The following is a 25,595-nucleotide window of genomic DNA, read 5'->3' as shown; positions in this document are numbered from 1 at the left end:
CAGCTATGTCGATTGGAGAGCAGGTAACGGGTACCTGAGAGCTGGATGACGTAAGGGGTGACTAGGCTCGTCGGCATGGACGCGGCGCGCAGGCAAGAGATCGAAGAGCGTGTTTACGCAGGTGACCGGCTTACCGGGCGGGACAGCGAGGAATTGGCCGCCTGCGACGACCTCGCCTGGCTCGGGCGGCTCGCCGACGACCGTCGCGCGGCCCATCACGGCGACCGGGTGACCTTCATGATCGGCGGCGGTCGGGTTTCCGACAAGACGGCGGAGGCGCCGGCGCCGGCCGAGGTGCTCCGGCGGTTCGCGGTCGCCCGTCTCGCGATCATCGGCCCGCGCCACGTGACCTGCTCGACCGCGGACCACTCCACCGCGCTGGCCCAGCTCGCCCTCAACTTCGGCGTCGACGACCTTGTCGCCCCGGCGGACGCCGACCGCGACGAGATCCTTCACTTGATCTGGGACGCCGGCTTCCGGCCGGTGGAGCGGGACGCGGACGGCAACGTGGTCCGCGAGTTCGACCCGCCGGTCTCACTGGCCGAGCGCCGCGCCACGCCGCAGCAGGTCTGGGCCTGAGCACAGGGGCTCACCCCGGCGGCAGTACCCTCAATGGGTCATGACTGAGGCGCAGAGTGGCTTTCCCCGGCGCGACGCCGACGGGCGGATCCTCGCCGTGACCGATCTGCTGGGCCTGGTCCTGGCCGGCCTGGTCATCGGCGTGCTCGCGCTGCTCGTCTTCGACGGCGGCTTCTCGCTGCTCGGCTTCGGCGACTTCGGCCGGGCTTCGGGCTGGCTGGCCGTGATCCTGCCGGCGTGGGCGTTCGTCGAGGAGTTTCGGGCCTGGTCGTTCGGCGCCGCCCGGGTGGTCGTCGCGCTGGTCGGCGCGGCCGTCTCGATCACCTTCGGGCTGCTGATCGCCGGCCTGCTCAACGAGGCGGGTCCGCTCTGGTCCGGCGCCGCGGCCGCGGTGGCCTTTGCTCTGGCCTACTCGCTGATCTGGTTCTACGGCATCCGGTGGCTGGCCCACCGGACAGGGTAAGGAATACGGCATGAGCCCGGTAGTCAAGTACACCCTGGCTCGGGTCGGTCTGTTCGCGGTCGTCTTCGCCGCGCTGGTGCCGGTCAGCCTCGACATCTTCGTCAAGCTGCTGATCGCGCTCGTCGCGTCGGCCGGTTTCTCGTTCATCCTGCTGCGCGGGCTGCGCGACCAGGTGGCCAACCAGATGTCCTCGTCGGCAGAGCGGCGCAAGGCGGAGAAGGATCGCCTGCGCGCCGCCCTGGCCGGAGACGACGAGCCGAAGAAGAGCGACGGCTAGGGGACCCGCGCGACCACGCCGCCGTTGGTCACCGCGACGAACGATGTCGGGCGGATCGTCATGACCACCCGCACCGGCGCGTCCTTGATCGGGTAGTCCATGCCGTACCGCTGCTGGAGCGACTTGTAGAACGATGCCTCGGCGTCGTCGTCCTCGATGGTCTCGACCACGCCGCGCACCTCGAGGAAGCGGTACCCGTCCTCCGGGTCGGCGATGGAGAGCGCGATCCGCGGCTCTCGGGCGAGGTTCTGAAACTTCTGGCGGGTCTTGGTGTGCGTCATGCGGATCCGCTTGCCGTCCCAGTCGAACCACATGACGCTGCTCTGCGGTGAGCCGTCGGGTCGGACGGTGGCCAGGTGGGCGAAGAGGGGACGGTCGAGGAGGTCCGCATGGGTCTCGGGCGGAAACACGTCGGTCATGGTCAACCGAATACCCTGTCGCGGGCCCGCCGCCAAATGGCGGCGGGCCCGCGGAGCCCTCAGCGCGGCAGGCCCGCCGCCTGCGGCCAGGGCTTCCACCAGGGTTTGATCAGGTACGCGATGCCGCCGGACCCGCTGGACACGCCGCCGCTCACGTTGATGCGCTTGGTGCGCAGCCACACGGTCTCGAACTGCTCGCGCGGGTAGACGTTGCGCACCGCCTCGTTGGAGGAGCTGGCCGGGTCGTTGATCACCACGTCGCCCTCGGCTGTGAATCCCACCACAACGAAGAGGTGGCCCGAGGTGCCGTAGTTGGCCCCGTCGAGTTCGCTGGCGAGGAAGGACTGGCTCGTGATGACCGGGATGCCGGCGCGGATGAGGCGCTCCACGTCGTCGAGCGAGTGCAGCCGCGTCACGAACGCGTCCAGCCCGGGGAACGAGGCCGCGTACGCGGTGTTGAAGGGCCAGTTGCCCGCGCCGTCGTACGTGTAGTCGTAGACCATGCGGGCCGCGTGGTTGACCGTCGGGTCGGGGTAGGTGGGGTCCACCCAGGACGTGTCCTCTTCAGAGGGTCGCCGTCCCCAGTACTCCACGACCATCTCCGTCGACGTGGGGGAGCACCAGGCCTCGCCGCCGCCGTCGTACTCGGGGTAGTGGCCCTCGTGGACGTTCTGCGAGTAGCGCGGCACGACCAGCTCCCGGCCCCACGCGATGCGGCCCTTGCTGAGCGGCACGGTGAAGCGGTCGGGCACCAACGAGCTCATCGCGCCGACCATCCACACGCGCGGCGAGCGCCACTGGTCCGGCGCGCGGTAGAGGGTGAGGCGCAGCTGGTACCCGCGCAGCATCACGCCGTTGGCCACGTCGTCGATGGAGAACGTGTCGGTGAAGATCGTCGACCACGGGTCGCCCTGGCGGTTGACGCTCGTGCGGCGGATGTCCTGGTCGCCGGAGGCCCAGCGGCCCATGACGTACCACGGTGTGCGGTCACCGGTGTTGTAGGTGCCCTGCATCTCGACCTGGATCCACGTGCCGGCAGGCGTCTCGGCGTTCCACGAGGCGACCAGCTCGCTGGCGTCGAAGCCGACCTTGCGGACCGGTGAGGTCCAGGTCGCGTACGCCCAGGTCTTCGTCGCTCCCGTGTGCGGGTCGGTGTAGTCGACGGTGCCGGCGGGCCGGCCGATGGTGATGCCCGTACGCACGCCCGGGAGGGCCACGGTGCCCTGGTGCGTGCCGCCGCGCCAGTCCTGATACGTGGACCAGCGCTGGAAGGTGATTTGTTCGTCTTGGCTGATGGCTCCTCCGGTTGTGGCCGGTGCCGCGGAGGCGGCGACGGCCGGTGCCGCGGGGCCAAACAGCGCGAGGGCCGTGACGGCTACGGCGGTGGTTCTGACCATGCGGACACTATCCCGTTTGAAGGGAAGTTTCGCCAGAGGTGGCACTCAAGAAAGTCTTTGTCGGCGGGACGACCACATTGGCATTACGGCGATGGCTCGGGATGTGGTGCAGTTTCTTCAGTACACATGGGATCTCCCCACCCCCAGGAGGTCGTTGATGTCCACCCGTCTGAAGCCACGCCGGGCGATCATCCTCGGCGCGGCTCTCGCGGCCGGGCTGTTGCTGATCACCAGCAGCCCCGGCCGCGCCCAGCCAGATCCCGGCCCGAAGACGGCCGAGGTCGCCGTGCAGTACACGGTGATCGGCCCGCGCACGTTCGCGGACCGTGACGCCATCGCCCGTACCGGCGCGGCCGTCGACTACATCGAGCACGGGAAGATCTACGTCTCGGCGATCCAGTCCGAGGTGCTGGCGATCCGCAAGCTCGGCTTCCAGGTCGTGCCGGTGCCGGTCGCGGCGCCGGACGGCGTGACCACGTTCGACTTCCCGCCGGCCGACTCCGCGTACCACAACTACGCCGAGCTCAACACCGTGGTCAACCAGGTGGTGGCCGACCACCCCTCGATCGCCCGCCGGATCTCGCTGGGCAACTCGTACGAGGGCCGCGACATCATGGCCGTCAAGATCTCCGACAACGTCGCCACTGACGAGGCGGAGCCGGAGATCCTCTTCAACTCGCAGCAGCACGCGCGCGAGCACCTGACCGTGGAGATGGCGATCTACCTGCTCAACCTCTTCACGGACAGCTACGGCTCGGACTCGCGGGTCACCAACATCGTCAACAGCCGCGAGATCTGGATCATCCCGACGGTCAACCCGGACGGCAGCGAGTACGACGTCGCCACCGGCTCGTACCGGTCCTGGCGCAAGAACCGGCAGCCCAACTCGGGCTCCTCCAATGTGGGCACCGACCTCAACCGCAACTGGTCGTACAACTGGGGCTGCTGCGGCGGCTCGTCCGGCTCGACCGGCTCCGAGACCTACCGCGGCCCGTCCGCCTTCTCGGCTCCGGAAACCCAGCGGCTGCGCGACTTCGTCAACAGCCGGGTGGTCGGCGGCACGCAGCAGATCAAGATGAACATCGACTTCCACACGTACTCCCAGCTCGTCCTCTGGCCGTTCGGCTACACCACCGCGAACACCGCTCCCGGCCTCAACGCCGACCAGGAAGCGGTCTTCCGCACGATCGGGCAGCAGATGGCGGCCACCAACGGGTACACGCCGGAGCAGTCCTCCGACCTGTACATCACCGACGGCGACAGCATCGACTGGATGTGGGGGCAGCACGGCATCTGGGCGTACACGTTCGAGATGTACCCGGGCTCGGCCACCGGCGGCGGCTTCTACCCGCCCGACGAGGTCATCCCGGCGCAGACCTCACGCAACCGTGAGGCGGTGCTGATCCTGAGCGAGTACGCCGACTGCCCGTACCGCGCGACCGGCAAGCAGGCCCAGTACTGCGGCACCGGCGGCGGCACGACGGTGTGGTCGGACACGCTCGAGACCGACACCGGCTGGACCGTCAACCCGTCCAGCACCGACACCGCCACGACCGGGCAGTGGGCGCGGGGCGCCGCCCAGGCGACCAACTCCAGCGGCGCCAAGCAGCTCACCCCGTTCGCCGGCGGCAACGACCTGGCGACCGGTCTCCAGGCCGGCGCCGCCGCCGGCGACTTCGACATCGACGGCGGCCTGACGAGCGCCCGCTCGCCGGCTGTGACGCTCCCGTCGAGCGGCACGCTGTCCCTGTCGTTCGCCTGGTACCTGGCGCACGGCTCGAACTCCTCGTCCGCCGACTTCTTCCGGGTCAGCGTGGTGCACTCCGGCGGCACGACGCCGGTCTTCACCCAGGCGGGCGCGGCGAGCAACCGTAACGGCTCCTGGGCCACGGCGACGGCCAACCTGACCCCGTACGCCGGCCAGTCGATCCGCATCCTGATCGAGGCCACCGACGCGTCGGGCGCCAGCCTGGTCGAGGCCGGGTTCGACAACGTCACCATCACCTCGGCTTAGCGGCAGTTCCCCACAGGAGTAGGCCCCGGGCACGCGCCCGGGGCCTACTCTCGTCCAAGCACCGCCGTCAGGTCGACTGGATGGTCAGCGCGGTCCAGGCGCCCAGGTACACCACGTCGCCGTCCTTCAGGGCCACCGCCACGTTGGGGTCGAGCGGGTTGGAGTTCGGGTCGTTCAGGTACGTGCCGTTCGCGGACTCCATGTCGACCACCGCCCACCCGGACTCCTGGGGCACCAGCAGCGCGTGTACGTGCGAGACGCCCGGGTCCTCGGGTGGGCCGACGAGGTCGATGTCCGGGCTGACCCCGCGCGAGCGGCTGCGGCGGCCGATGACCATCTGCTGGCCGGTCAGCGGGAAGCGGCGTTCGGCCACGAAGCGGGGCATGGCCAGCCCGCCGGCGTCTTCGCCGCCCATGGCCTTGACCACCTCGAAGTAGGCCGCGTCCGCGCGGACCACGACCTCCCAGGACGCGGCGGGGGCTGGCGGAGCGGGCGGGGCAACCGGAGCCTCCGCGGCCGGCGACGGGGCCGCGGGAGTGGACACCGGCGGGGCGAGCAGAAAGTCGTACCCGTCCTCCTCGCAGAAGCGGCCGGTCTTGGGAGTGCCACACACGGGGCACAGCACGGCATCCGGGGCGGGAGGAGGAGCAGCGGCGGGCGCCGGCGAAGGAGCGGCAGCGGCGGGCGCCGCGCCCATGCGGGCGCCGCACACCTCGCAGTAGTCGAGCGTCGCCGACTCGTGGCCCTTGGGGCAGGTGGCCATCAGCCCTCCTCCGGCTGCTTCTTCTTCACGCGGACCGTCTTGGTGCTGCGGACGTTGGTCAGCTCGGCGTCCACGCCGGCCACCTGCTTCTTCAGCCGTACCGTGCCGGTGGGTGCGTCCACCACGTCGACCACGCGGGCGAGCAGCTTGGCCGTGCCTTCGTGGCCGGACTCGTTGGCGAGCTGCACCGCCCGGCCCAGCTTGGCCGTCGCGGTCTCGATGTCGCCCTGGTCGCGGGCCTTGAGACCGTCCTGGATGACCTCGGCGAGCTCGGCCTGGCCGGTGTAGTGGGCGACCTGCGGGTTGATTTTCGTGGAGAGCGCGGTGTCGTCGGTCCAGCGGGCGAGCACGAGCTTTTCGGTCAGCACCTGGCCACCGCTGACCAGGCTGAACCGGGCGGCGAGCACCTCTTCGCCGACCGCGTCGGGCTCGACCTCGACGGAGATGTGGTAGTCGCGGCTCTCCGCGCCCCAGGCCCCGGTCGGGTAGTCGCCGATGCGGGCGCTGACTTCGACGCGGCGGCCGGTCAGCTCTTCGACCTGCGGGTACACCTGCTTGACGAACCGGATCGTCGAGCCGGCTGGGGTCCAGACGCGGAGCGAGACGTCCGCCACCGACTTGCCCATCGCCGCCTCGGTCATCGCGCGGAACGCGGCGGGCAGCTCGGACGGGTCTTCGAGGCCGTCGGCCGTGCCCAGCAGGGTGGAGGCGACCTTACGCAGCTCCGTCGCCACCCAGTCGGTGCCGACGCCGCGGCTGTCGCAGATGAACTTGCCCTCGCAGGCGTCCAGCACCTTCTGGAAGTCCTGCGGCGTCTCGTGCTGGTTTTGCCCGTCGGTCAGCAGGATGGCGTGCTTTACCTCGGCCTGCTGGCCGGCGAAGAGGAAGTTGGCCAGGTCGAGCCAGCGCCCGATGGCGGTGCCACCGTCGGCACGCAGGCGGGAGACGGCGGCCTTGGCCTCGGCCCGGGTCTGCGCGTTGGCCGGCACCATGCGGGTGTCACCCGGGTAGATCATGTGGGCGCCCGCGGTGCCGGCGACGACGGCGAACGCCACGCCGTCGCGGAGCGTGTCGATCGCGACGGCGGTGGCCTTCTTTGCCTCCGCGATCTTCGTGCCGGGCATCGCCATCGAGCCCGACGTGTCGACCATGATGACCTGCGCGGCACTCAGCGCCGGGGATGCGGTGCGCAGGTCGCCGCCCTGCGCGGTCACCGTGACGATCGCGTCGACGACGCGGCCGCCTTCGGGCAGGTACTCGTTCTGGTCGACCTCGGCCGTGAACTGCGCGGTCATGCGGAGGAGCCTCCTACAGCGGGGAACGACAGTATGGCGACGGCGATGTTGTCGTGGCCGCCGCCCTCGAGGGCCACGGTGGTGAGGTGGCGGGCCACCTCGATGGGGGTGCCGGTGGCCGCGGCGGTGAGCTCGGCGGGGTCGGACAGGTAGTGGTGCAGGCCGTCGGAGCAGAGCAGCAGCCGCCCCTCCCCGCCCGGCTGGAGCGAGACCACCTGCGGCTCGGCGTCGTCGGAGTCGGCGCCCAGCCAGCGGATCAGCGCCCGCGAGGTGGGATCGGCGTCCACTGTGGCCGGTGCGGGGCGGCCGGCGGCGAGCTGCCCGGCGATCGAGTCGTCGATGGTGAGGCAGGCGGGGTCGGCGCCGAGCCAGTACGCCCGGCTGTCGCCGATCCAGCCCACCGTCACCGCGTCCGCCGTGACGATGCCGGAGACGTACGTGCAGCTGGGCGGGGTGTCGCTCTCGTCGGGTACGGCGGCGGCGCGGGCGGCCTTCGCGGCGGCGCGGGCGCCCAGCGCGGTCGCCTCGGCGGGGTCGGCCCCGGTGGTGAGCGCGTCGAGGAGCGCGGCCACGCCCGCCTCGGCGGCGCCGTGCGAGGCCGCGTCGGAGCGGGTCGAGGTGGAGACGCCGTCGCAGACGATCGACACCAGGCCGCCGTCGTATCGGGCGATCACCACGGCGTCTTCGTTGCGCGGGCGGCGCCGGCCCCGGTCGGTCACCGCCGCGACCGCGCTCAGGTCCAGCTCCGCGTGGTCGCGCCCGGCGGAGCGCCGGCGCCCGCAGTTGTCGCAGTAGGGCTCGGTGCCGGACTCACCGCACCCGGTGCACGCCAGGCCGGCGCGAGAGGAGAGCGACACCGTAAGCACCGGCAGCGTCTCACCGGTGACGAGGTTGCGGCCGCACACCTCGCAGAACTTGTGTTCCGGCGAACTCGGCGGGCCGTGCTCCGGACAGACCCTCATACGAGCGTCCGGGGGCGTACGGCGTTGGCCCGGTCGACGAGCGCGATCTTCGTATCCGGGTCGCGGGCGATCTGGGCCATCGTGCGGTATGCCCGCTCCAGCCCGAACCGCAGGCCCCGTTCGGAGAGCTCGTGGCCGAGCACCTTCGCCCCGGCCGGCAGCCGGTGTGCCGGCAGGTTGGCCGCGGTGAGCCAGGCGAGCGCGGCCTCCAGCATCTCCACGGTCAGCCGGGCCTGCCGCTCCACGTCGAGCCCAAGCCGCTCCAGCCGGCCCGACGCGCGCAGCAGGTCGTCGGCGTGCGCGAGCGGCCCGCCCGCGTGCAGGCTGGCCCGCACGGCGGCGACCTGCGCGGTCACGTGGTGGCTGGAGCTGTCTGGCACCTGGTCGAGCACGGCCAGCGCACCGCTCCGGTCGCCGGCGGCAAGCATGATGCGGGCCAGCCCGAACGCGGCGCTGATGAACCCCCGGTCCATCCGCCACACCCGGTCGTACAGCCGCTGGGCCGCCTCCTTGTCGCCGGTGCACTCCACCGCGGCGGCGAGCGCGAGGCGGGCGGCGGGCTCGCCGGGCAGGTCCCCGTACACGGCGTCGAACGCCACCCGCGCCTCACCGGCCTTGCCGGCGGCCATCGCGGCGATGCCCCGGTACCAGTCGATCCGCCAGTCGAACGGGTCCGTGACGGACAGCACGTCCAGCCCGTTCACCGCTCCGTCCAGGTCGCCTGCCTCGATGCGGGCGCGGACCAGGCGCAGCGCGACCTCGGTGCTCTGCACGGGCGGCGACTCCAGCTGCCGCACCAGCTCGGCCGGGTCGGTGCTGCTGAGCGTGGCGAGGAAGCCGGCGCCCGGGTCGAGCACGTCGACCTGGGGCAGCGGCAGCGCGGCGGCCACTCCCGACGGCAGGAGGTCGGCCGGCACCGACTCGGGGGTCACCTCGCCCGCCGCGGTGCCGAAGGCCCGCCGCTCGGGGGTGAACTGCCGCGACACCACCGACCGCGGCAGCCCGTCGGCGGCCGAGAGCACCTCGCGGAGCACGCCGAGCAGCTGCTCGCTCATGTCGGCCGCGGTCTGGAAGCGCCGGGCCGGGTCGATGTGCGTGGCACGGAGCAGCAACCGGTGGTACGACTCCTCCTGCTGGAACAGCGGCACGTCGGCACGGTCCGGCAGCTTCTTCGCGTACGTGGTGGAGAAGCCGCGGAACTCGAAGCTCAGCACCGCCAGCGACCGCCCGACGGTGTAGATGTCGCCGGCCACCGACGGACCCACCTGCTCCACCTCGGGCGCCTGGTATCCGGGCGTGCCGTAGACCGCGCTCACGTCGTCGTCGGCGCGGCGCACCGCACCGAGGTCGATGAGCTTGAGCTGCTCCTCGGCGTGGATCACGTTGTCGGGCTTGAAGTCGCAGTAGATCAGGTCGCGCCCGTGCAGGTAACCGAAGGCGGGAAGCACCTCGGCGCCGTAGGCCAGCACCTCGGCGAGCGGCAGCACCCGCTGGCCCTCGGCGCGGCGAGCCATCAGCAGATCGCGCAGCGACTGGCCGCCCACGTACTCCATGACGATGTAGCCCACCGGCACGCCGGTCTTCGGGTCGGGGTGCTGCACGAAGTCGTGGATCTTCACGATGCTCGGGTGGTCGATCTCCACCAGGTATCGCCGCTCGGTCACCGCCGCTGCCATCGCGTCCGCGTCGGCGGTGTTGATCAGTCCTTTGAGGACGACCCAGCGTTCGGTGGCCGAGTCGGCGAGGTTGCGGTCGCGGGCCAGGTAGATCCAGCCGAGCCCGCCGTACGCGAGCGCGCCGAGCACCTCGTACCGGTCGTTGACGAGGTCGCCCTGCGACAGCCGGGGAACGAACGAGAACGGCGTGCCGCAGTTGGGGCAGAAGCCCTCGCTCCGGCCCGGCTTGCCGTCGCGCCCGCGGCCGACCGGCTCCTCGCACTTGCTGCAAAAGCGGCGTGACTCGGAGACCTTGGGGTCGCGCATGACGGCCGTCGCCGGGTCGCGCAGCGGCACCCGGGGCAGCTCGATGAGGCCGGCGCCGAGCCCGCCGCGCGAGGCGCCGCGGCTGCGGCCGGAGCCGCGCGTCGAGCCCCGCCCGGTGGTGGTCGGCACCGAGCCGGCCGACGTGGCGACGCTGACCGGCGACACCGTCGACGGCGCCTTGGGCTGTGCCGGCACCGCGCCGGCGGGCGCGCGCCGCCCGCACTCGTCGCAGTAGCCCTCGGCGCCGTACGTGCCGGAGCAGCCGGGCCGGACACACCTCATGGGTTGCCCCTCTCCGTGAGCTGGTTGAGGTAACGCTGGTAGGCGACCACCGCGCGGGTGGCGGCGGGCAGGTCGCAAGGGCTTGTGTAGAGCAGATCCTGTGCGGCGCGGTGCAGGGCGGCGAGCTCCTCGTGCTCGACGAGCCCCATCCGGCCGGCCCGCGCGCGGTAGGCGTCGAGCCGGCCGCGCAGCTCGGTGCGGCGCTCCAGCAGCCCGTCGGCCGCCTCGAAGAGGTGGGCCGCCCGCTCCTTCGCCTGCGCCACCGAGCGTTCCACAATGGACAGCTCGTCGGCCAGGCGCAGCCACCGCCCCTCGCGGTGCAGCTGCCCGAGCTGCGCGATGTGTGCGCGCAGCCCACCCACCGCGTCGGGCACCGCCGGCAGGCCGGCGTTGGCGATCTTCGTCGCCGCGAGGTCGCCGACCCTGCGCGCCTCCGCCTCCGCCGCGGCCACCTCGTCGACCGCGGTGGTCAGGCTCCGGATCTTTTCCGGGTACGCGCCGCGCAGTGCCGCCAAGCCGGCGATCCGTGTGGTCAGCGCCTCGATCTCGGACACCAGCCCGGTCGGTGGCGCTTTCGCGCCGATCGGGTCTTTGAGCGCTTCGGCGTGCGCGTCGGCGAGCCTGCGCGCGAGTCCGTCCACATCGGACCCCTTGAGCGCGTCACCGCCAAGGTTCGTCGCGTCGGCGGTCGCCTTCTCCAATGCCCTGGTCGGCTGCCCGTACAGCGTGGCGACCCGGGTGGTGGCCGCCTCGACCTCGCCAAGCGCGTGCACGACCTCGGCGGCCACGGTCTCCAGGTCGTCGGCGAGCCCGGGGACGGTCTGCCACGAGGCCGGTGTGCCGCCGGCGAGGGTGTCGAGCACGATGCCGGAGGCGCTCAGCCCCACGATCGGCTGGCGCAGCACCGAGGTGAGCAGGCGCAGCTCGCCTTCGCCGGGCCGGGAACGCTCGGCACGTACCGTCTTCGCGCGGTCGAGGTGGGCGCCCAGCGCGGCGAACTGCGACCAGAGCACCTCGACCGCCCCGAGCACCTCGGTCGCCACATCCGCCGTACGCCCGCGCAGCCCGCCGCCGCGCAGCAGGACGAGCGCCGGGTGCGCGTCCATCTCGAACATCGCCGCGGAGATCCGGTCGTACGCCGCGACAAGCCCGACGATGGCCCGATCGACCTCGTCGCGGCTCATCATCGGCGGCGGCGTCGACACGGTCAGCCCTTGTAGCGCGGTGCGGGTGGCTGCGGGGTGGCGCCGAGCGAGGAGAGCCACCGGTCGTACAGGCGGGTCCAGGTGCCGTCGGAGCGGATCCGCTCCAGCACGCCGTTGACGAACCGCGCCAGGTCGACGGACTCCTTCTTCATCGCCATGCCGTACGGCTCCTCGGTGAACCGCTCCGGCAAGATCTTGGTGCCCTTGTCCTGCTCGGCGAAGCCGGCCAGGATCGCGTCGTCGGTGGAGACCGCGTCGACCTGAAGCTGCTGGAGCAGCACGAGGCAGTCGAGCGCGTCGCTGGCCGACACCGGCTTCGCCTCCGGCGCCTTGGCGGCGATGTTGCGGATCGAGGTGCTGCCGGTGGCCGCGCAGACCTTCTTGCCGGCGAGGTCCTTGATCCCCTTGATCGGCGAATCACGGGCGACCATGATGGCCTGCCCCGCGGAGAAGTACTCGGTGGAGAAGGTGATCTGCTCCCACCTGTCGCAGTTCATCGTCATGCTGCGGATGACGATGTCGACCCGCCCCTCGTTGATCGCCGGGATCCGGTCGGCCGTGGTGATGGCCCGGAAGAGCACCTTGTCGGGACTGCCGAAGATGGCCCGGGAGAGCTCGCGGGCCAGGTCGATCTCGAAGCCGACGAGGTTGCCGGTCTTGGGGTCGCGGTAGCCGAAGCGGAAGTTGTTTTGGTCGACGCCGACGACGAGCCGGCCCGACTGCTGGATGCGCGCCATCGTCGAGCCGGACGGCATCCGGCCGGGCGCGGGGAGCGTGCCGGCGGGGCGGTAACTGGCCCGCGGGTCGCACGAGCCGGTCGGCGCCGCACTGGTGGTGGGCAGCACCGCGGGATCCTGCACGCCCACGGGGCGGGCCGGCTGGGCCGGATCGGGACCCGGCGGCGGGCTGTCCGAGCCACCACACCCGGCCAGCACCAACGCGGCCAGCGCGGCCACCGCGGCGGCGAAGGGCTTTTTCATCGGTATTCCGCCAGCCGCCGCTGGATGCCGGCCGCCGCGCCGAACACCAGCAGCGCGGCCAGGAACCCGACCCCGATGTCGGCTCCGGAGAGCGAGCCGCCGGCGCCGCGCACCTCTTCCCGGAACACCTCGCTGTTGTGGTCGATCGCCTTGGACAGGTTTTCGTCGAGCCGGTTGGCGATGGTGGCGGTGCTGTTTTGGTCGGTGCCCACCGACGAGGTGACCGCCTGGTCGTACTGGCCGTCGTTGTCGAGCTGGCGCACCTTGCCGTGTGCCGAGTCCCAGTTTCTCGCCTCGTTGAGCGCGGCCGCGAGGAATTCGCGCGTGGGCCCGTCGGCGTCGCCCGCGACCAGCAGACCGCCGTCGCGCTTGTCACCGGCGAGCCGGTCCATCATCTTGTCGTAGTCGTCTTCGAAGACCTTGCCGTTGCCGCGCGCGACGAGCGTCAGCGACTCGTCGGCACGGGCCTGGAGGGCGGCGATCCGGGCGTCGGCGAGCCGGGCCACCTCCTCCGAGCCGCGGTCCTGACTGGCCTCCAGCCGCCCGGCGGTCACCAGCGCGGATACGCCCAGCCAGAGCAGCACGGCCACGGCGGCGACGGTGGCCACGACGAGCCCCACGTTGAACACCCTGTTGGTGCGCCGGGTCAGGTAGCGCTGGACCACCACGAGCGCGGCGATCGTCAGCAGGCCGAGCGCCACCGCGAACCACGGGAAGGCGCCCGCGTCGCCGCGCGCCTCGTCGAGGTCGTCCGAGACCGCCTTGTAGAGCGCCTGTGCGGCGGGCAGCAGGCGCTCGCGCATCACGCCGGAGGCCTCGCGCAGGTACGCACCGCCCACCGGCACGCCTTGGCGGTTGTAGACCCGGGCGGTCTCCACCAGGCCGGTGTAGACCGGCAGCTGCGCGGCGATCCGGGCAACCGCGCCGGCACCCTCCTCGCCGCCGGCGCCACCGCCGGAGACGATCGCGAGCGCGGCCGCCGCGTCGGCGATGTCGGCCTGGTAGCGCTCGCGCAGGGCCACCGGCTCCACGCCACCGGTCAGGAACGCGCTCGCGGCTGTCGCGTCGGCGTCGGAGAGCGCGCGGTAGAGCCGCTGTGCCGCGACGGCCAGCTCGCCGCTCTGTGCCACGGCGCCGTCGACGAGGCCGGCCCGCTGGCGCACACCCACGACGCCGGCGACGCCGGTGGCGAGGCCCAGCACGACGAGTGCCACCGTGGCGAGCACGAGCCGGCCCGGGGTGCCGCGGAATTGTCCTGCCGCCCGCCTGCGCAACCGGGCCGCGGGTGCGGCGGCGGGAGCCCGGGTTTCCGGTTCACGTACGAGAGTCGTCACCGTCACCACCTCGGGGATCAAGGTAGCCAACCGCATCAAGGCCCGACACCCCTGTCATGCGCCCTAGCGGACGGGCACCACCAGGGGACCGTGATCGCCGTCGATGACCCGTACGCGGGCGCCGTAGTGGGTCGCCAGCAGCTCCTCGGTCAGCACCTCGCGGGCGGTGCCGCTCGCGGCCACGCGGCCGTTCGCGAGGAGCACCATACGGTCGGCGTACTCGCCGGCGATGGAGAGGTCGTGCATGGTGGCGAGCACGGTCAGACCGCGGTCCTGGCGCAGCTCGTCGACGAGGTCGAGCACCTCCTGCTGGTGGCCGATGTCGAGCGCGGTGGTCGGCTCGTCGAGCAGCAGCAGCGGGGCGCCCTGGGCGAGCGCGCGGGCCAGAAACACCCGCTGGCGCTCGCCGCCGGAGAGCGTGGCCAGCTGGCGGTCGGCGAAGCGGTGCAGGTCGAGCCGGGCCAGCACCTCGCCGGCGGCGGCCAGGTCGGCGGTGGACTCCCGGCCCAGCGGCGGGATGTGCGGAGTGCGGCCGAGCAGCACGTAGTCGAAGACGGCCATGCCGGCCGGCACGACCGGTGACTGCGCGACCGTCGCCACGAGCCGGGCGCGCTGCCGCCGGGACAGGCGCTCGGTGGGCGTACCAAAAATGGAGATGGCACCGGCGGCGGGGAGGAGGCCGCCGACGGCGCGCAACAACGTCGACTTGCCGGCGCCGTTCGGTCCGATGACCGCGACCCACTCGCCGGTGGCGACCGTGAGGTCGACGCCGTCGAGGATCCGTGCGCCGCCCAGGGTGACCCGCACGTCGAGCGCGTCCAGCGCGGCGTTCATAGTGTGACCCGCTTCGTGGTGCGCAGCACCAGCACGAAGAAGGGTGCGCCGAAGAAGGCGGTGACCACGCCGATCGGGATCTCGGCCGGGCTGGCGACCGTGCGCGCGACGAGGTCGGTGAGGGCCAGGAACGCGGCCCCGAAGAGCACCGACAGTGGCAGGATCACGCGGTAGCTGGCACCGGCCAGCAACCGCACGGTGTGCGGCACGATGATGCCCACGAACCCGATCAGGCCGGACACGGACACGGCCGCGGCAGTGCCGAGGCTGGCGGCGGCGAGCAGGATGTAGCGCGAGCGCTGCGGATGCAGGCCCAGGCTGCTCGCCTCGTCGTCACCGACGGACAGCACGTCGAGCTCGCGGCGGAAGAGCAGCAGGACGGCGCCGGTCACCACCGCGTACGGGAGGATGACCAGCACGTCGTGCCAACCCGCGGTGGCCAGCCGCCCCAGCAGCCAGGAGTACACCTCGCGGATGGCGTCGACGTTGCGCTGCATCAGGTACGTCTGGCCGGCGGCGAGGAATGCGGAGACCGCCACCCCGGCGAGGATCAGCGTGGCCGGCGAGCGGTCCCGGCCACCGGAGACGCCGAGCAGGTACGTGAGCGCGACCGCGCCCACCGCGCCGACGAACGCGGCCACCGGCGTGGTGAGCGGCAGGCCGGAGGTGACGTCGCCGCCCGCTGAGCCGGTGCCGATCCGGAACGCGATGACCGCGGTCACCGCCAGGCCGGCGCCGGCCGCGACGCCGAGCAGGTGCGGGTCGGCCAGCGGGTTGCGGAAGACGCCCTGGTAGCAGCCGCCGGCGAGCGCGAGCATCGCGCCGACCAGCAGCGCGAGCACGACGCGGGGCAGCCGGATCTCGGTGATGATGGCGATCTCGCGCTCGTCCAGGCCGCTGTGGATGTGTACGCCCGGGACGAGGTTGAGCACTTCGGCGGCCACGCTGCCCGGTGGCAGGTTGACCGGGCCGAACGCCAGGCCGGCCAGCGCCGCGACGACGACGGAGAGGACGCCCGCGACGATCCAGCCGGCCCTTGATCTGGCGTTCGTCACGCGGGGACCTTGGCTACCGCTTCCGTGATGACCCGCACGAGGTCGACGACCCGCGGACCCCAGCGGGAGGCGATGTCGTCGTCGAGCTCGATCACGTTGCCGTTCTTCACCGCGGTGATGTTCGCCCACCCGGTGCGCGCCTTCACCGTCTCCAGCGACTGCTTACAGCACTTGGTATCGGCCAGGAAGATCAGATCCGGGTCGGACTTGACCAGGGCCTCGGCCGAGAGCTGCGGGTAGCCGCCCTTCTTGCCGTCCGCGTCGGCGGCGTCGGCCACGTTTTCCAGGCCGGCCTGGGCGAAAAGCGCACCGATGAACGTCTTGCTCGTCACCGAGTACAGCGTGGGGTCGAGCTCGTAGTAGTAGGTGAGCTTGGTCGCCCGCTGCGGCACGTCCTTGACCAGCTTGGCGATGTCCTCCTTCATCCGCTGCACGGTGGAGGCCGCCTCGGTGGCGTGCCCGGTGAGCGCGCCGAGGTCGTCGAGCTGCTTGTACGTGTCGTCCAGCGTGACCGCGCTCGCCGCCAGGTACACCGGGATCTTCAGCGTGGTGAGCTGGTCGACCACCTTGTTGGTGTCGTTGGAGAGCACGACAAGATCCGGCGACTTCGCGGCGATGGCCTCCGCGTTGGGCTGGAAGCCGGACAGCTCCGACTTGGGCGCCTCAGGTGGGTAGTTCGAGTTGTCGTCGGCGGCGGTGACCTGCGACCCCGCGCCGATGGCGAAGAGCATCTCGGTCGCGCTCGGCGACAGCGACACGATCTTCTCGGGCCGCTTGTCGAGCGTGATCGTGCCCACGGTGACCGGGTAGGCGGCGGCCGGTGCGCTGGTGGCGCCCGAGCCGGGGTCGGCGTTGTCGTCGCTGGCGCACCCGCTCATCGCGATCGCCGCGGCAGCCGCTATCGCGGCCGCTGTGACCTGTCTTCTCATGGTCCTCCTGTCGGTCGAGGATCTGGTGCTTCGCCGACTGGAGGGGTCGTCCGCTCCGTCCGCGAGGCGCCCTTCCTCGAGAGCGCTTGTTCGCGACCGTCCGCAGGCGACCTGGCTAGTCCGTCCGGTTTGCGCCGGTACGGCATCACAGTTGCGGGACAGCTCCGGTTTGTCGTCCGGATTCGCTGCGGGCGGTCGTCTGCACGTTACCGCAGCGTGGACGTGGGGTTACCCGTCGCATACCCCCAGCCCGGCTGGTGCCGCGAATCCCTTATGCCGACAGAGATTTGAGCTACCGCGATGTGCGTCGTGGTCCAGACCGTTGCTCCCGCGGCCTCACCCGTCCGCCGCTGGTCACACTCACCCCTGCGCCCAGCCGGCCGAGGAAACAGGGCGGGTGAAGTGGCTCGCGCCAGGCCGGGGTCGACGTTCGTCCCACAATGTCTCTTTCCGGGATCGGCAATCGGAAAGCAACCGAAGTCCCGACCCTGGGCTGGTTACGGTGCGTCTGGATGGCGGAGGTAAGGGCCGCGAAGACCCCCTCGGGGCTTGTCTCGCGGAGCCGGCAGCGGACGGCCGGGGATTTCGGCTCGCCCCGCGAGCCGCCGGCCGGGAGCGGTGCCCGCGGGAGCATACGGTCCGCCGCTGACGCGGACGTGGGCAAATCTGCCTCGAGGCAACGCCACGACGGACGGCGACCTTGATCCCGAAAGGTCTCTGGATCTCAATGAGTGGGGTGGGCGCGGCCGGGAGTTGGGTGCGACCAGCGGCGGGCGGATAAAGCCGCAGGAGCGGCGGCATGGACCACGACGGGCATCGCGGTAGGTCACATTTCGGGAATCGGCCGGGTCCGCCCCGATGAGGGCGGACCCGGCATGGTCATGGTCACCGCATTAGCAGCAGCTGGCCGTGGGGTTTTCGTCGCGGCGGTCGGTGCGGCAGTGTTCGAACTCGCGGCGGGTCATCAGGGGCTGGTCCGGGTGGAGGCGGCGGTGGCGTTCGACGTAGTGGTCGTACTCCGCCTCGCCGCTCAGCTCCCGGAAGTACCAGCGGACGGCCGCCAGCGCGCGCCTCATGTCCGGTCACCCCCGGAGCCGGCCGACGCCGCCGCCATCTCGCGCTTTTCCTCGGCGGTGGCGAAGAGGCCGGCCGGGGCGACGATGGTGGACTTCACGTACGGCGCCTCCGTCGTGGGCAGTGGCGCGCGGGCGCGGATCGCCTTGAAGCAGACCCAGGCGGCGTTGGCGATCACGATGATGACCAGGATGGCGAACAGCGCCGACAGCACACCGTCCACCGTGGAGTTTGTCACCACCGCCCGCATGTCGTCGAGGTTCTTCGCGGGTGCCAGCACTTCGCCGCGGTCCAGGGCGTCGGCGTACCGGTCGCGTTGGGCGAAGAAGCCGATCGCCGGCTGGTCGGAGAAGACCTTCTGCCAGCTCGCGGTCAGCGTGACCGTGGCGTCCCAGGCCAGCGGAATCGCCGTCACCCAGGCCCATTTCAGCCGGCCGCTCTTGACCAGGATCGTGGTCGCCACCGCCAGGGCGACGGCCGCCAGTAGCTGGTTGGCGATGCCGAAGAGCGGGAAGAGCTGGTTGATGCCGCCGAGCGGGTTGGTGACGCCGGTGTAGAGGAAGTAGCCCCAGGCGAGCACCACTACGGCGCTGGTGGCCCACAGGCCCGGCTTCCAGCTGACTCGGCCGATCGGCTTCCAGATGTTGCCGAGCGTGTCCTGGAGCATGAACCGGCCGACGCGGGTGCCGGCGTCCACAGTGGTCAGGATGAAGAGCGCCTCGAACATGATGGCGAAGTGGTACCAGAACGCCTTCAGGCTCGAGCCACCGATCACGCTGGAGAAGATCTCCGACATGCCCACGGCGAGGGTTGGTGCGCCGCCGGTGCGGGCGACGAGCGTCTGCTCCTCGACCTCGGCGGCCGCGGCGCTGAGGTCCTGCGGGGTGATCGTGAAGCCCAGGTTGGTCACCGCGGCCGACGCGCTCTCCACTGTGGAGCCGAGGAGGCCGGCGGGTGCGTTCATCGCGTAGTACAGGCCGGGCTCGAGGATGCAGGCGGCGATCAGGGCCATCACCGCGACGAACGACTCCATCAGCATCGCGCCGTAGCCGACGAGCCGCACCTGCGACTCCTTCTGGATCATCTTGGGCGTGGTGCCGGACGAGATCAGCGAGTGGAATCCGGAGAGGGCGCCGCAGGCGATGATGATGAAGACGAACGGGAACAGTTCGCCCGAGAAGACCGGGCCGGTGCCGCTGCTGGCGAACTTCGTCACGGCCTCGGTCTGTAGCGCCGGCGCGGCGATGATCACGCCGATGGCGAGCAGTGCGATCGTGCCCACCTTCATGAACGTGGACAGGTAGTCGCGTGGGGCCAGCAGCATCCAGACCGGCAGCACCGAGGCGAAGAAGCCGTAGATGATCAGGCAGATCGTGAGGGTTTCCGGGCTCAGCGTGAACGTGTCGGCCAGGCCGGACTCCTGCACCCAGCCGCCCGCCACGATCGCGAGCAGCAGCAGGGCGACGCCGATCGCGGTGGTTTCGATGACCCGGCCCGGACGCAGTGTCCGCAGGTAGAAGCCCATGAACAGGGCGATCGGGATGGTCATCGCGATGGAGAAGGTGCCCCACGGCGACTTGGCCAGCGCGTTGACCACGACCAGCGCGAGCACGGCCAGCAGGATGATCATGATGGAGAAGACGGCGATGAGCGCGGCGATGCCGCCGACCGTGCCGATCTCGTCGCGGGCCATCTGGCCCAGGCTCTTGCCGTTGCGCCGCATCGAGAAGAACAGGATCACCATGTCCTGTACGGCGCCGGCGAAGATGACGCCGAAGATGATCCACATGGTGCCGGGCAGGTAGCCCATCTGCGCGGCGAGCACCGGGCCGACCAGCGGGCCGGCGCCGGCGATGGCCGCGAAGTGGTGTCCGACCAGGATCCGGCGGTCGGTCGGCTGGTAGTCGATGCTGTTGTCCAGGCGCTCCGCGGGGGTGGCTCGGGTGTCGTCGACCTTGAGCACCTTGCGGACGATGAAGCGGGCGTAGAAGCGGTACGCGATCGCGTACGAGGCGATCGCGGCCACCACGAGCCAGATCGCGTTGATCTCTTCGCCGCGGGACAGGGCGAGCACGCCCCAGGCGATCGCGCCGGCGATGGCCACGGCGCCCCAGATCGCGATCGATCTCGGGTTGAGCTGGCGGCGGGCGGGGGCGGGGGAACTCGGCGGGCTCGCGGGAGTGGTGGTCGTCATAGGGGGCCTCCGAGAGCTAACGACGCAGCAGCAAGTAGGCGATGAACATGAGTAGAACACTCAAGGGCACCCAAAGCATCTGGTACCAGTAGAAAAACGGCACCCCGGCGAGTGAGGGACCGCCGCCGGCATAGAAGGGCACCCACAGCAAGGCGACAAATGGGGCGGCCAGGCAGCCGCCCGCGATCGCCCGTGCAGTGTTCGACGTCACATGGCAGAGTTGCCCAACCAGTGCATTCGGTTTACCCGATGTTTCAGGGAGATCTCGTGCTCGCCACCGTGGCCGCGTTCCTCGCCGTCGTCGGCGGGACATCGCTGGTGGCGGTCGGTGCGCGCTGGTTCCGGCGGGACGACTCGCTGCCCACACTGGAGGGCTGGGCGCTGGCCGGCCGCCGCTTCGGCGCACCGACGACGTGGCTGCTGCTCGGCGGCACGATCTACACGGCGTACACGTTCGCGGCGGTTCCCGGCCTCGTGTACGGCGCGGGCGCGCTCGGCTTCTTCGCGCTCCCGTACACGGTGATCGTCTACCCGCTCGCGTTCGTGCTGCTGCCGCGCCTGTGGACGGCGGCACGCGACAACGGCTACATCACGGTGGCCGACTACGTGAAGGGTCGGTACGACTCGCCGCCGCTCGCGCTCGCGGTCGCGCTGACCGGCATCCTCGCCACGATGCCGTACATCGCGCTCCAGCTCCTCGGCATCCGGGCCGTGCTCACCGCCGGTGGCCTGTACCCCCGCGGGCTGGCCGGTGACCTCGCGCTGATCGCGGTGTTCGGCGTGCTGGCGCTGGCGACCTACCGGCACGGGCTGCGCGCGCCCGCGGTGATCTCGATCGTCAAGGGCGCGGCGATCTTCGGGGCCACGCTCGCGGTGGTCGCGGTGGTCCTCGACGAGCTGGGCGGGCCGGGCCGGATGTTCGAGACGGCGGCGACCCGCCACACCGCGCTCGCGCTGGAGCCCGAGCTGTTCCCGGCCTTCGCCACGCTCGCGCTCGGCTCGGCGATGGCGCTGCTGATGTACCCGCACGTGCTGACCGCCGCGTTCGCCGCCAAGGGGCCGGACACGCTGCGCAAGGTGACGGTGGCACTGCCGGCCTGGACCGCGGTGCTGGGACTTTTCGGCGTGCTGGGCATCGCCGCGCTCGCCGCCGGGGTGCAGGCGCCGCCGGGCAACGCCGAGTCGGCGGTACCCCTGCTGGTCGACCAGCTGATGCCGGCCGCGCTGACCGGCGTGCTGTTCGGCGCGTTCGTGGTGGGGGCGCTGGTGCCCGCGGCGGTCATGTCGATCGCGGCGGCCACCGCCTTCGTCCGCAACATCTACGTCGAGTACTTCCATCCGACCGCCACGCCCAAGCACCAGATGCGCATCGCCCAGTCGGTGTCGCTGACCGCGAAGGTGGGCGCGGTCGCGTTCGTCCTCGGGCTGCGCAACCAGGACGCGATCAACCTCCAGCTGCTGGGCGGGGTGTGGATCCTCCAGACGTTCCCCGCGGTGGCGATCGGCCTCTTCACCACCTGGCTGCACCGGAGAGCGCTGCTCGCGGGCTGGGCGGTCGGCATGGTCGCAGGCACGCTGCTCGTGGTCTGGGGCGGCTTCTCGTCGGTGGTCTCGGTGGGGATCGGCGGCGCGGACGTGCCGGTCTACGCGGCCCTTGTCGCGTTCGCCCTCAACCTGGCCGTGGCGGTGTTGCTCACGCCGTTCTTCGCGCGGGCCGGTGAACGGCAGGCGGTGCGCGCCACATGACCTCACCGCTCATCCGGGCACAGCAGGACGCCGCCGAGGCCGACGCCGCGCTGGCCGAGCTCTTCCAGACGCAGTACGCGGCCATGCACCGCCTCGCCGTGCTGCTCGGCGCCGACGACGCGGAAGACATCGTGGCGGAGGCGTTCTACCAGCTGTACCGGCGCTGGAAGAAGCTCCAAGGCGCGGACAAGGCCCTGCCCTACCTGCGGTCGGTGGTCTGCAACCTCACCCGCATGCGCCTGCGCCACCTCCAGGTCGTGCGAAAGCACGCCACACCGGAGACCGCCCCGCCGGCCGGCAGCTCGGCCGAGGCGGAGGCGCTGCTCCACGACGACCAGCGGGCGCTGGTGGCGGCGCTCAAAGAACTGCCCGCACGGCAGCGGGAGGCGCTCGTGCTGCGACACTGGCTGGGGCTGCGTGAAGCCGAGATCGCCGAGGCGATGGGCATCTCGCCCGGCGCGGTGAAGTCACACACCTCGCGCGGGATGGCCGCCCTCACGCGGGTGCTGGAGGAACGACAATGAGGGAGCGAAGCGAGCGAATCATCAGGCTCAGCGGACTTGGAGCCTCGCGGCCGCCCGCGGCGAAGCGAGGACGGTCGTGAGCGGCACTGAAGACCAGCTGCGGGAGACGCTCGGCGCGCTCGCCGCGGGGATCGAGGCCGCGCCGCCCGCGTACAAGAAGGCGCGCGCCGAGTGGCTGCGCCGCGAGCGCCGGCGCCGGCTCGTGCTGGCGGTGCTGGTCGCGATCGTCTTCGCACTTGCCGATCTGATCGGCCTCTGGGCGCTCAACCAGACCCGCGACCACGACCCGATCATCTTCGACGACCGCTCCCGCATCCACCAGACCGAGCCGGCGACCCGCGTCATACCGCCGTAACGGCTAGCCCTGCACCGTGGGGAGCACGATCATCTCGGCCACGTTCACCCGCGCGGGGGCGGCGGTGGCGTACGCGATCGCGTCCGCGATGTCCTCCGGCGGCAGCGGCGGCACGGCCTGCCGCATCTGCGCGAGTACCTCGCGCTGGCCGCCGTCGAGCATGCCGTCGCCCAGTTCGGTGCTGACGAAGCCCGGCTCGACGTTCTTGACCCGTACCCCGCGTGGACCGAAGTCGGCACGCAGGCCCCGGGTCAGGTGCGCGACGGCCGCCTTGGTGGCGGTGTAGACGGCGTAGTTGGAGAACACGGTGTGACCGCCGATCGAGCCGACCAGCACCAGGTCCGCCGGCTTGCCGTCCGCCGCCGCGGCGAGCAGGTCGTCGACGAACGCGCGGGCGGTGTAGAGCAGCCCGTTGATGTTGGTGCTGACCATCTGGTCCCACTCGGCGGTCTGCGCCGACTCGAAGGGCGCGGGGAGCATCACGCCCGCGTTCGCCACCACGAGGTCGACCCGGCCAAGGGCCGAGCGGATGGTGGTCGCGGCCGCGTTCAGGGCGTCCTGGTCGGTGACGTCGACGGCGACCGGCAGTGCGGCCGCGCCGATCTCGGTGGCCAGCCCCTTGAGGCGGTCCTCGCGCCGCCCCAGGAGGGCGACGGACGCGCCGGCCGCGGCGAGGCGGTGGGCGGTGGCGGCACCGATGCCGCTGGTGGCGCCGGTGATTACCGCGACCCGGCCGGAGAGGGTGTTGTTGTCAGTCATGGCTCCACCGTCGCCGCCTCGCGGACGGGCTACCAGGACGGCCTTTTCCTGGGGGTTCGCATCCTGGTAGTGCGGGGACCAGGCTCGCCGCCCGGGGGCCGGCCTAGGCTCGGGGGATGGACAGCGACAACCGGCTCGGTGAGTTTCTGCGAGCGCGGCGGGAGCTGACCCGCCCGGAAGAGTTCGGCCTGCCCGACCCGGGGCGACGCCGGGTGCCCGGCCTGCGCCGCGAAGAGGTCGCCCTGCTCGCCGGCATGAGCGCCGACTACTACATCAGGCTCGAGCAGGGGCGCGACAAGCACCCGTCCGAGCAGATCATCGAGGCGCTCGCCCGGGTCTTCACGCTCGACGACGAGGGCGTGGCACACCTGCGCGAGCTGGCCCGCCCGGCGACCCGCCGCCGGCGCCGCTCCAGCCAGCCGGAGCGGGCCAGTCCGCGGCTGGCGCGCCTGCTGGACGCGTGGGTCGACACACCGGCCCTCGTGCTGGGCCGTTACCTGGACGTGCTGGCCAACAACCGGCTCGCCGCCGCGCTCAACCACTGCTCGGTCAAGGGGGCCAACCAGCTGCGAGTGATGTTTCTGGATCCCGAAGCCCGGCGGATCTACGCCGACTGGGACACCGTCGCCGCGGAGACGGTCGCCACCCTCCGCGCCAGCGCCGGCACCGACCTCGACGACCCGCGCCTCACCGAGCTTGTCGGCGAGCTGTCGTTGAAGAGCGAAGACTTTCGGCGGCTCTGGGCGCGGCACGACGTGGGCGTCAAGACCGCGGGCACCAAGCGCTTCCTCCACGCGCTGGTCGGCGAGCTCACGCTGGCGTACGAGACGTTCGCGGTGAACGGCAGCCCGGGGCAGTTCCTTGTCGTGTACCACGCCGAGCCGGGCAGCCCGTCCGCGCAGGCGCTGGCATTGCTCGGCAGCGTCACCGCGTCAGCGGACGCCCGTGAATTGAGTGGTCGAGCAGTTCCACCGGGTGCATGATCAGCGGACCGTCCTCTGTGTACCGGCGGATTTGCAGCAGGCATCCGGCGTTGCCGGTCGCGATCACATCGGGGCGCGCGGACGTCAGGTTTTCCGCCTTGCGCCGCCCGAGCTGCTCGGCCGTGCCGGCCTGGAGCAGGTTGTAGACGCCCGCCGATCCGCAGCAGATCTTCTCCTCGGGCACCTCGACGAGCTCCAGCCCGGGGATCGTGCGCAGCGCGTCGCGCGGCTCGCGGGTGATCCGCTGGGCGTTCGCCAGGTGGCAGGCGTCGTGGTAGGCGACACGGATGGGCAGCGGGTGCCGCTGCGCCACCGGCTCCAACCCGGCGAGCACCTCGCTCACGTCTCGCACCCGGCCGGCGAACGCGGCCGCCCGCTCGGCGTACTCCGGGTCGTCGCGCAGCAGCTCGCCGTACTCCTTGAGCACCGAGCCGCAGCCCGCGACGTTGACGACGACCGTCTCGTACCCCTCGAACGCGTCCACCGTGCGCCGCGCGAACGCCCGCGCCTCCTCGTCGCGCCCGGTGTGCAGGCTGAGCGCGCCGCAGCACCCCTGCCCCTTCGGCACGGCGACCGCGCAGCCCTCGGCCGCGAGGACGCGCGCGGTCGCGTCGTTGACCGGCTTGAAGAAGACCCGCTGGGCGCAGCCCGTGAGCAGGGCCACGGTGCCTTTCTCATCACCCTTCGTCTTCGTGAACAGGTCCTTCAGCCGCACCGGCGGCAGCAGCCCTTCGAGCGCGCGCGCCCTGGCCGGCAGGCGTTTCAGCAAACCTGAGCGGTGAGTCAGCCAGCGGATGCCCAGCCGCCGGTAGAGCAGACCGAGGAGCGCGGCCGCCCGCAGCCGTCGTGGATAAGGAAAGAGCGCGAACACCGCCGACCGGAAGAACCTGTCGCGGGGCACCTCGCGGTCGATCTGCGGGCGGGCCGACTCGATCAACGCGTTGTACTTCACGCCGGACGGGCAGGCCGGCACGCACGCGAGGCAGCCCAGGCAGGAGTCGAGGTGCTGGGTGACCGGCCCGGCGACCGGCGCCTCGCCGCGGGTGGCGAGGCCCATGAGGTAGATGCGGCCGCGCGGCGACTCGGCCTCGTCACCGGTCAGGACGAACGTGGGGCAGGTGGGCAGGCAGAAGCCACAGTGGACACACTCGTCGAGCAGGGCCCGGTCCAGGTCGAAGGCCACGTCTCCC

Annotated in this window: 25 protein-coding genes; 8 read left to right on the top strand and 17 right to left on the bottom strand. The window is 71.5% G+C overall.

From position 1 onward, the window contains the following. Nucleotides 1-75: 75 nt before the first annotated feature. From ACTMTJ_RS36975 to ACTMTJ_RS36965, 3 genes are read left to right on the top strand one after another with little or no spacing between them, the layout of a single operon-like run. The gene (locus ACTMTJ_RS36975) at nt 76-579 is read left to right on the top strand and encodes a hypothetical protein (protein ID WP_441223361.1); all 504 of its coding nucleotides are present in this window, start codon (nt 76-78) and stop codon (nt 577-579) included. 40 nt (nt 580-619) lie between these two features. Beyond that, on the top strand, nt 620-1,042 hold the full coding sequence (locus ACTMTJ_RS36970; RefSeq protein WP_441223360.1) for a hypothetical protein: 423 nt from the start codon (nt 620-622) through the stop codon (nt 1,040-1,042). Nucleotides 1,043-1,052: 10 nt separating this feature from the next. Beyond that, on the top strand, nt 1,053-1,319 hold the full coding sequence (locus ACTMTJ_RS36965) for a DUF4229 domain-containing protein (protein WP_441223359.1): 267 nt from the start codon (nt 1,053-1,055) through the stop codon (nt 1,317-1,319). Here ACTMTJ_RS36965 and ACTMTJ_RS36960 read toward each other — a convergent pair. Beyond that, nucleotides 1,316-1,738, bottom strand: a complete 423-nt coding sequence (locus tag ACTMTJ_RS36960; protein ID WP_441223358.1) for a PPOX class F420-dependent oxidoreductase — start codon at nt 1,736-1,738, stop codon at nt 1,316-1,318. The genes ACTMTJ_RS36965 and ACTMTJ_RS36960 overlap by 4 nt on opposite strands. A 59-nt stretch (nt 1,739-1,797) precedes the next feature. After that, nucleotides 1,798-3,135: a C39 family peptidase gene (locus ACTMTJ_RS36955; protein ID WP_441223357.1), complete on the bottom strand. Its 1,338-nt coding sequence runs from the start codon at nt 3,133-3,135 to the stop codon at nt 1,798-1,800. A 157-nt stretch (nt 3,136-3,292) separates the two neighbouring features. Between ACTMTJ_RS36955 and ACTMTJ_RS36950 the strand changes: the two genes are divergently transcribed. Continuing rightward, a complete protein-coding gene (locus tag ACTMTJ_RS36950; RefSeq protein ID WP_441223356.1) occupies nt 3,293-5,149 on the top strand; it encodes a M14 family zinc carboxypeptidase in 1,857 nt (618 codons plus the stop codon). A 67-nt stretch (nt 5,150-5,216) separates the two neighbouring features. Here the strand turns inward: ACTMTJ_RS36950 and ACTMTJ_RS36945 are convergent, their stop codons facing one another. The 13 genes from ACTMTJ_RS36945 to ACTMTJ_RS36885 all read right to left on the bottom strand — a co-directional run bounded on the left by ACTMTJ_RS36945 (nt 5,217) and on the right by ACTMTJ_RS36885 (nt 20,351). Beyond that, complete coding sequence (locus ACTMTJ_RS36945; RefSeq protein ID WP_441223355.1) at nt 5,217-5,912, bottom strand: FHA domain-containing protein; 696 nt, start codon at nt 5,910-5,912, stop codon at nt 5,217-5,219. Next, entirely contained in the window at nt 5,912-7,207 is a 1,296-nt protein-coding gene (locus tag ACTMTJ_RS36940) for a VWA domain-containing protein (RefSeq protein ID WP_441223354.1), read from the bottom strand. The genes ACTMTJ_RS36945 and ACTMTJ_RS36940 overlap by 1 nt, the downstream gene beginning before the upstream one ends. After that, nucleotides 7,204-8,169 (bottom strand): PP2C family protein-serine/threonine phosphatase, encoded by a 966-nt coding sequence (locus ACTMTJ_RS36935; RefSeq protein ID WP_441223353.1) that lies wholly within the window; start codon nt 8,167-8,169, stop codon nt 7,204-7,206. Before ACTMTJ_RS36935 ends, ACTMTJ_RS36940 begins: the two co-directional genes overlap by 4 nt. Continuing rightward, a complete protein-coding gene (locus tag ACTMTJ_RS36930) occupies nt 8,166-10,433 on the bottom strand; it encodes a tetratricopeptide repeat protein (RefSeq protein WP_441223352.1) in 2,268 nt (755 codons plus the stop codon). The genes ACTMTJ_RS36935 and ACTMTJ_RS36930 overlap by 4 nt, the downstream gene beginning before the upstream one ends. Beyond that, complete coding sequence (locus tag ACTMTJ_RS36925; protein WP_441223351.1) at nt 10,430-11,698, bottom strand: hypothetical protein; 1,269 nt, start codon at nt 11,696-11,698, stop codon at nt 10,430-10,432. Before ACTMTJ_RS36925 ends, ACTMTJ_RS36930 begins: the two co-directional genes overlap by 4 nt. Next, nucleotides 11,641-12,618 (bottom strand): glutamate ABC transporter substrate-binding protein, encoded by a 978-nt coding sequence (locus ACTMTJ_RS36920; RefSeq protein ID WP_441223350.1) that lies wholly within the window; start codon nt 12,616-12,618, stop codon nt 11,641-11,643. Before ACTMTJ_RS36920 ends, ACTMTJ_RS36925 begins: the two co-directional genes overlap by 58 nt. Beyond that, nucleotides 12,615-13,952 carry a hypothetical protein gene (locus ACTMTJ_RS36915; RefSeq protein WP_441223349.1) on the bottom strand — a complete coding sequence of 446 codons (1,338 nt, stop codon included), beginning with the start codon at nt 13,950-13,952 and terminating at the stop codon, nt 12,615-12,617. The genes ACTMTJ_RS36920 and ACTMTJ_RS36915 overlap by 4 nt, the downstream gene beginning before the upstream one ends. Before the next feature lie 63 nt (nt 13,953-14,015). After that, nucleotides 14,016-14,786: an ABC transporter ATP-binding protein gene (locus ACTMTJ_RS36910; protein ID WP_441223348.1), complete on the bottom strand. Its 771-nt coding sequence runs from the start codon at nt 14,784-14,786 to the stop codon at nt 14,016-14,018. Next, nucleotides 14,783-15,841, bottom strand: coding sequence for a FecCD family ABC transporter permease (locus ACTMTJ_RS36905; RefSeq protein ID WP_441223347.1), 1,059 nt, complete (start codon nt 15,839-15,841; stop codon nt 14,783-14,785). Before ACTMTJ_RS36905 ends, ACTMTJ_RS36910 begins: the two co-directional genes overlap by 4 nt. After that, on the bottom strand, nt 15,838-16,770 hold the full coding sequence (locus ACTMTJ_RS36900) for an ABC transporter substrate-binding protein (protein WP_441223346.1): 933 nt from the start codon (nt 16,768-16,770) through the stop codon (nt 15,838-15,840). Before ACTMTJ_RS36900 ends, ACTMTJ_RS36905 begins: the two co-directional genes overlap by 4 nt. An 893-nt stretch (nt 16,771-17,663) precedes the next feature. Continuing rightward, the gene (locus ACTMTJ_RS36895; protein ID WP_441223345.1) at nt 17,664-17,846 is read right to left on the bottom strand and encodes a YbdD/YjiX family protein; all 183 of its coding nucleotides are present in this window, start codon (nt 17,844-17,846) and stop codon (nt 17,664-17,666) included. Next, nucleotides 17,843-20,038 carry a carbon starvation CstA family protein gene (locus ACTMTJ_RS36890; RefSeq protein WP_441223344.1) on the bottom strand — a complete coding sequence of 732 codons (2,196 nt, stop codon included), beginning with the start codon at nt 20,036-20,038 and terminating at the stop codon, nt 17,843-17,845. Before ACTMTJ_RS36890 ends, ACTMTJ_RS36895 begins: the two co-directional genes overlap by 4 nt. 16 nt (nt 20,039-20,054) lie before the next feature. Beyond that, nucleotides 20,055-20,351, bottom strand: coding sequence for a DUF3311 domain-containing protein (locus ACTMTJ_RS36885; RefSeq protein WP_441223343.1), 297 nt, complete (start codon nt 20,349-20,351; stop codon nt 20,055-20,057). Between ACTMTJ_RS36885 and ACTMTJ_RS36880 the strand changes: the two genes are divergently transcribed. The 3 genes from ACTMTJ_RS36880 to ACTMTJ_RS36870 all read left to right on the top strand — a co-directional run bounded on the left by ACTMTJ_RS36880 (nt 20,306) and on the right by ACTMTJ_RS36870 (nt 22,663). After that, nucleotides 20,306-21,784, top strand: a complete 1,479-nt coding sequence (locus ACTMTJ_RS36880; protein WP_441223342.1) for a sodium:solute symporter family protein — start codon at nt 20,306-20,308, stop codon at nt 21,782-21,784. The genes ACTMTJ_RS36885 and ACTMTJ_RS36880 overlap by 46 nt on opposite strands. Continuing rightward, entirely contained in the window at nt 21,781-22,308 is a 528-nt protein-coding gene (locus ACTMTJ_RS36875; RefSeq protein ID WP_441223341.1) for a SigE family RNA polymerase sigma factor, read from the top strand. The genes ACTMTJ_RS36880 and ACTMTJ_RS36875 overlap by 4 nt, the downstream gene beginning before the upstream one ends. Before the next feature lie 76 nt (nt 22,309-22,384). Further along, nucleotides 22,385-22,663: a hypothetical protein gene (locus ACTMTJ_RS36870; RefSeq protein WP_441223340.1), complete on the top strand. Its 279-nt coding sequence runs from the start codon at nt 22,385-22,387 to the stop codon at nt 22,661-22,663. A gap of 3 nt (nt 22,664-22,666) precedes the next feature. Here the strand turns inward: ACTMTJ_RS36870 and ACTMTJ_RS36865 are convergent, their stop codons facing one another. Continuing rightward, nucleotides 22,667-23,422 (bottom strand): SDR family oxidoreductase, encoded by a 756-nt coding sequence (locus ACTMTJ_RS36865; protein WP_441223339.1) that lies wholly within the window; start codon nt 23,420-23,422, stop codon nt 22,667-22,669. 116 nt (nt 23,423-23,538) lie between these two features. Here ACTMTJ_RS36865 and ACTMTJ_RS36860 point away from each other — a divergent pair, with 116 nt between their 5' ends. Further along, entirely contained in the window at nt 23,539-24,405 is an 867-nt protein-coding gene (locus ACTMTJ_RS36860; RefSeq protein ID WP_441223338.1) for a helix-turn-helix transcriptional regulator, read from the top strand. Here ACTMTJ_RS36860 and ACTMTJ_RS36855 read toward each other — a convergent pair. Then, on the bottom strand, nt 24,347-25,588 hold the full coding sequence (locus ACTMTJ_RS36855) for a (Fe-S)-binding protein (RefSeq protein ID WP_441223337.1): 1,242 nt from the start codon (nt 25,586-25,588) through the stop codon (nt 24,347-24,349). The genes ACTMTJ_RS36860 and ACTMTJ_RS36855 overlap by 59 nt on opposite strands. Between the last annotated feature and the right edge of the window lie 7 nt (nt 25,589-25,595).

This window comes from Phytohabitans sp. LJ34 (assembly GCF_052068095.1).
Classification (GTDB): domain Bacteria; phylum Actinomycetota; class Actinomycetes; order Mycobacteriales; family Micromonosporaceae; genus Phytohabitans.
The sequence above is the reverse complement of the archived record's forward strand: the minus strand, read 5'-3'. Positions and strand labels throughout refer to the sequence as shown.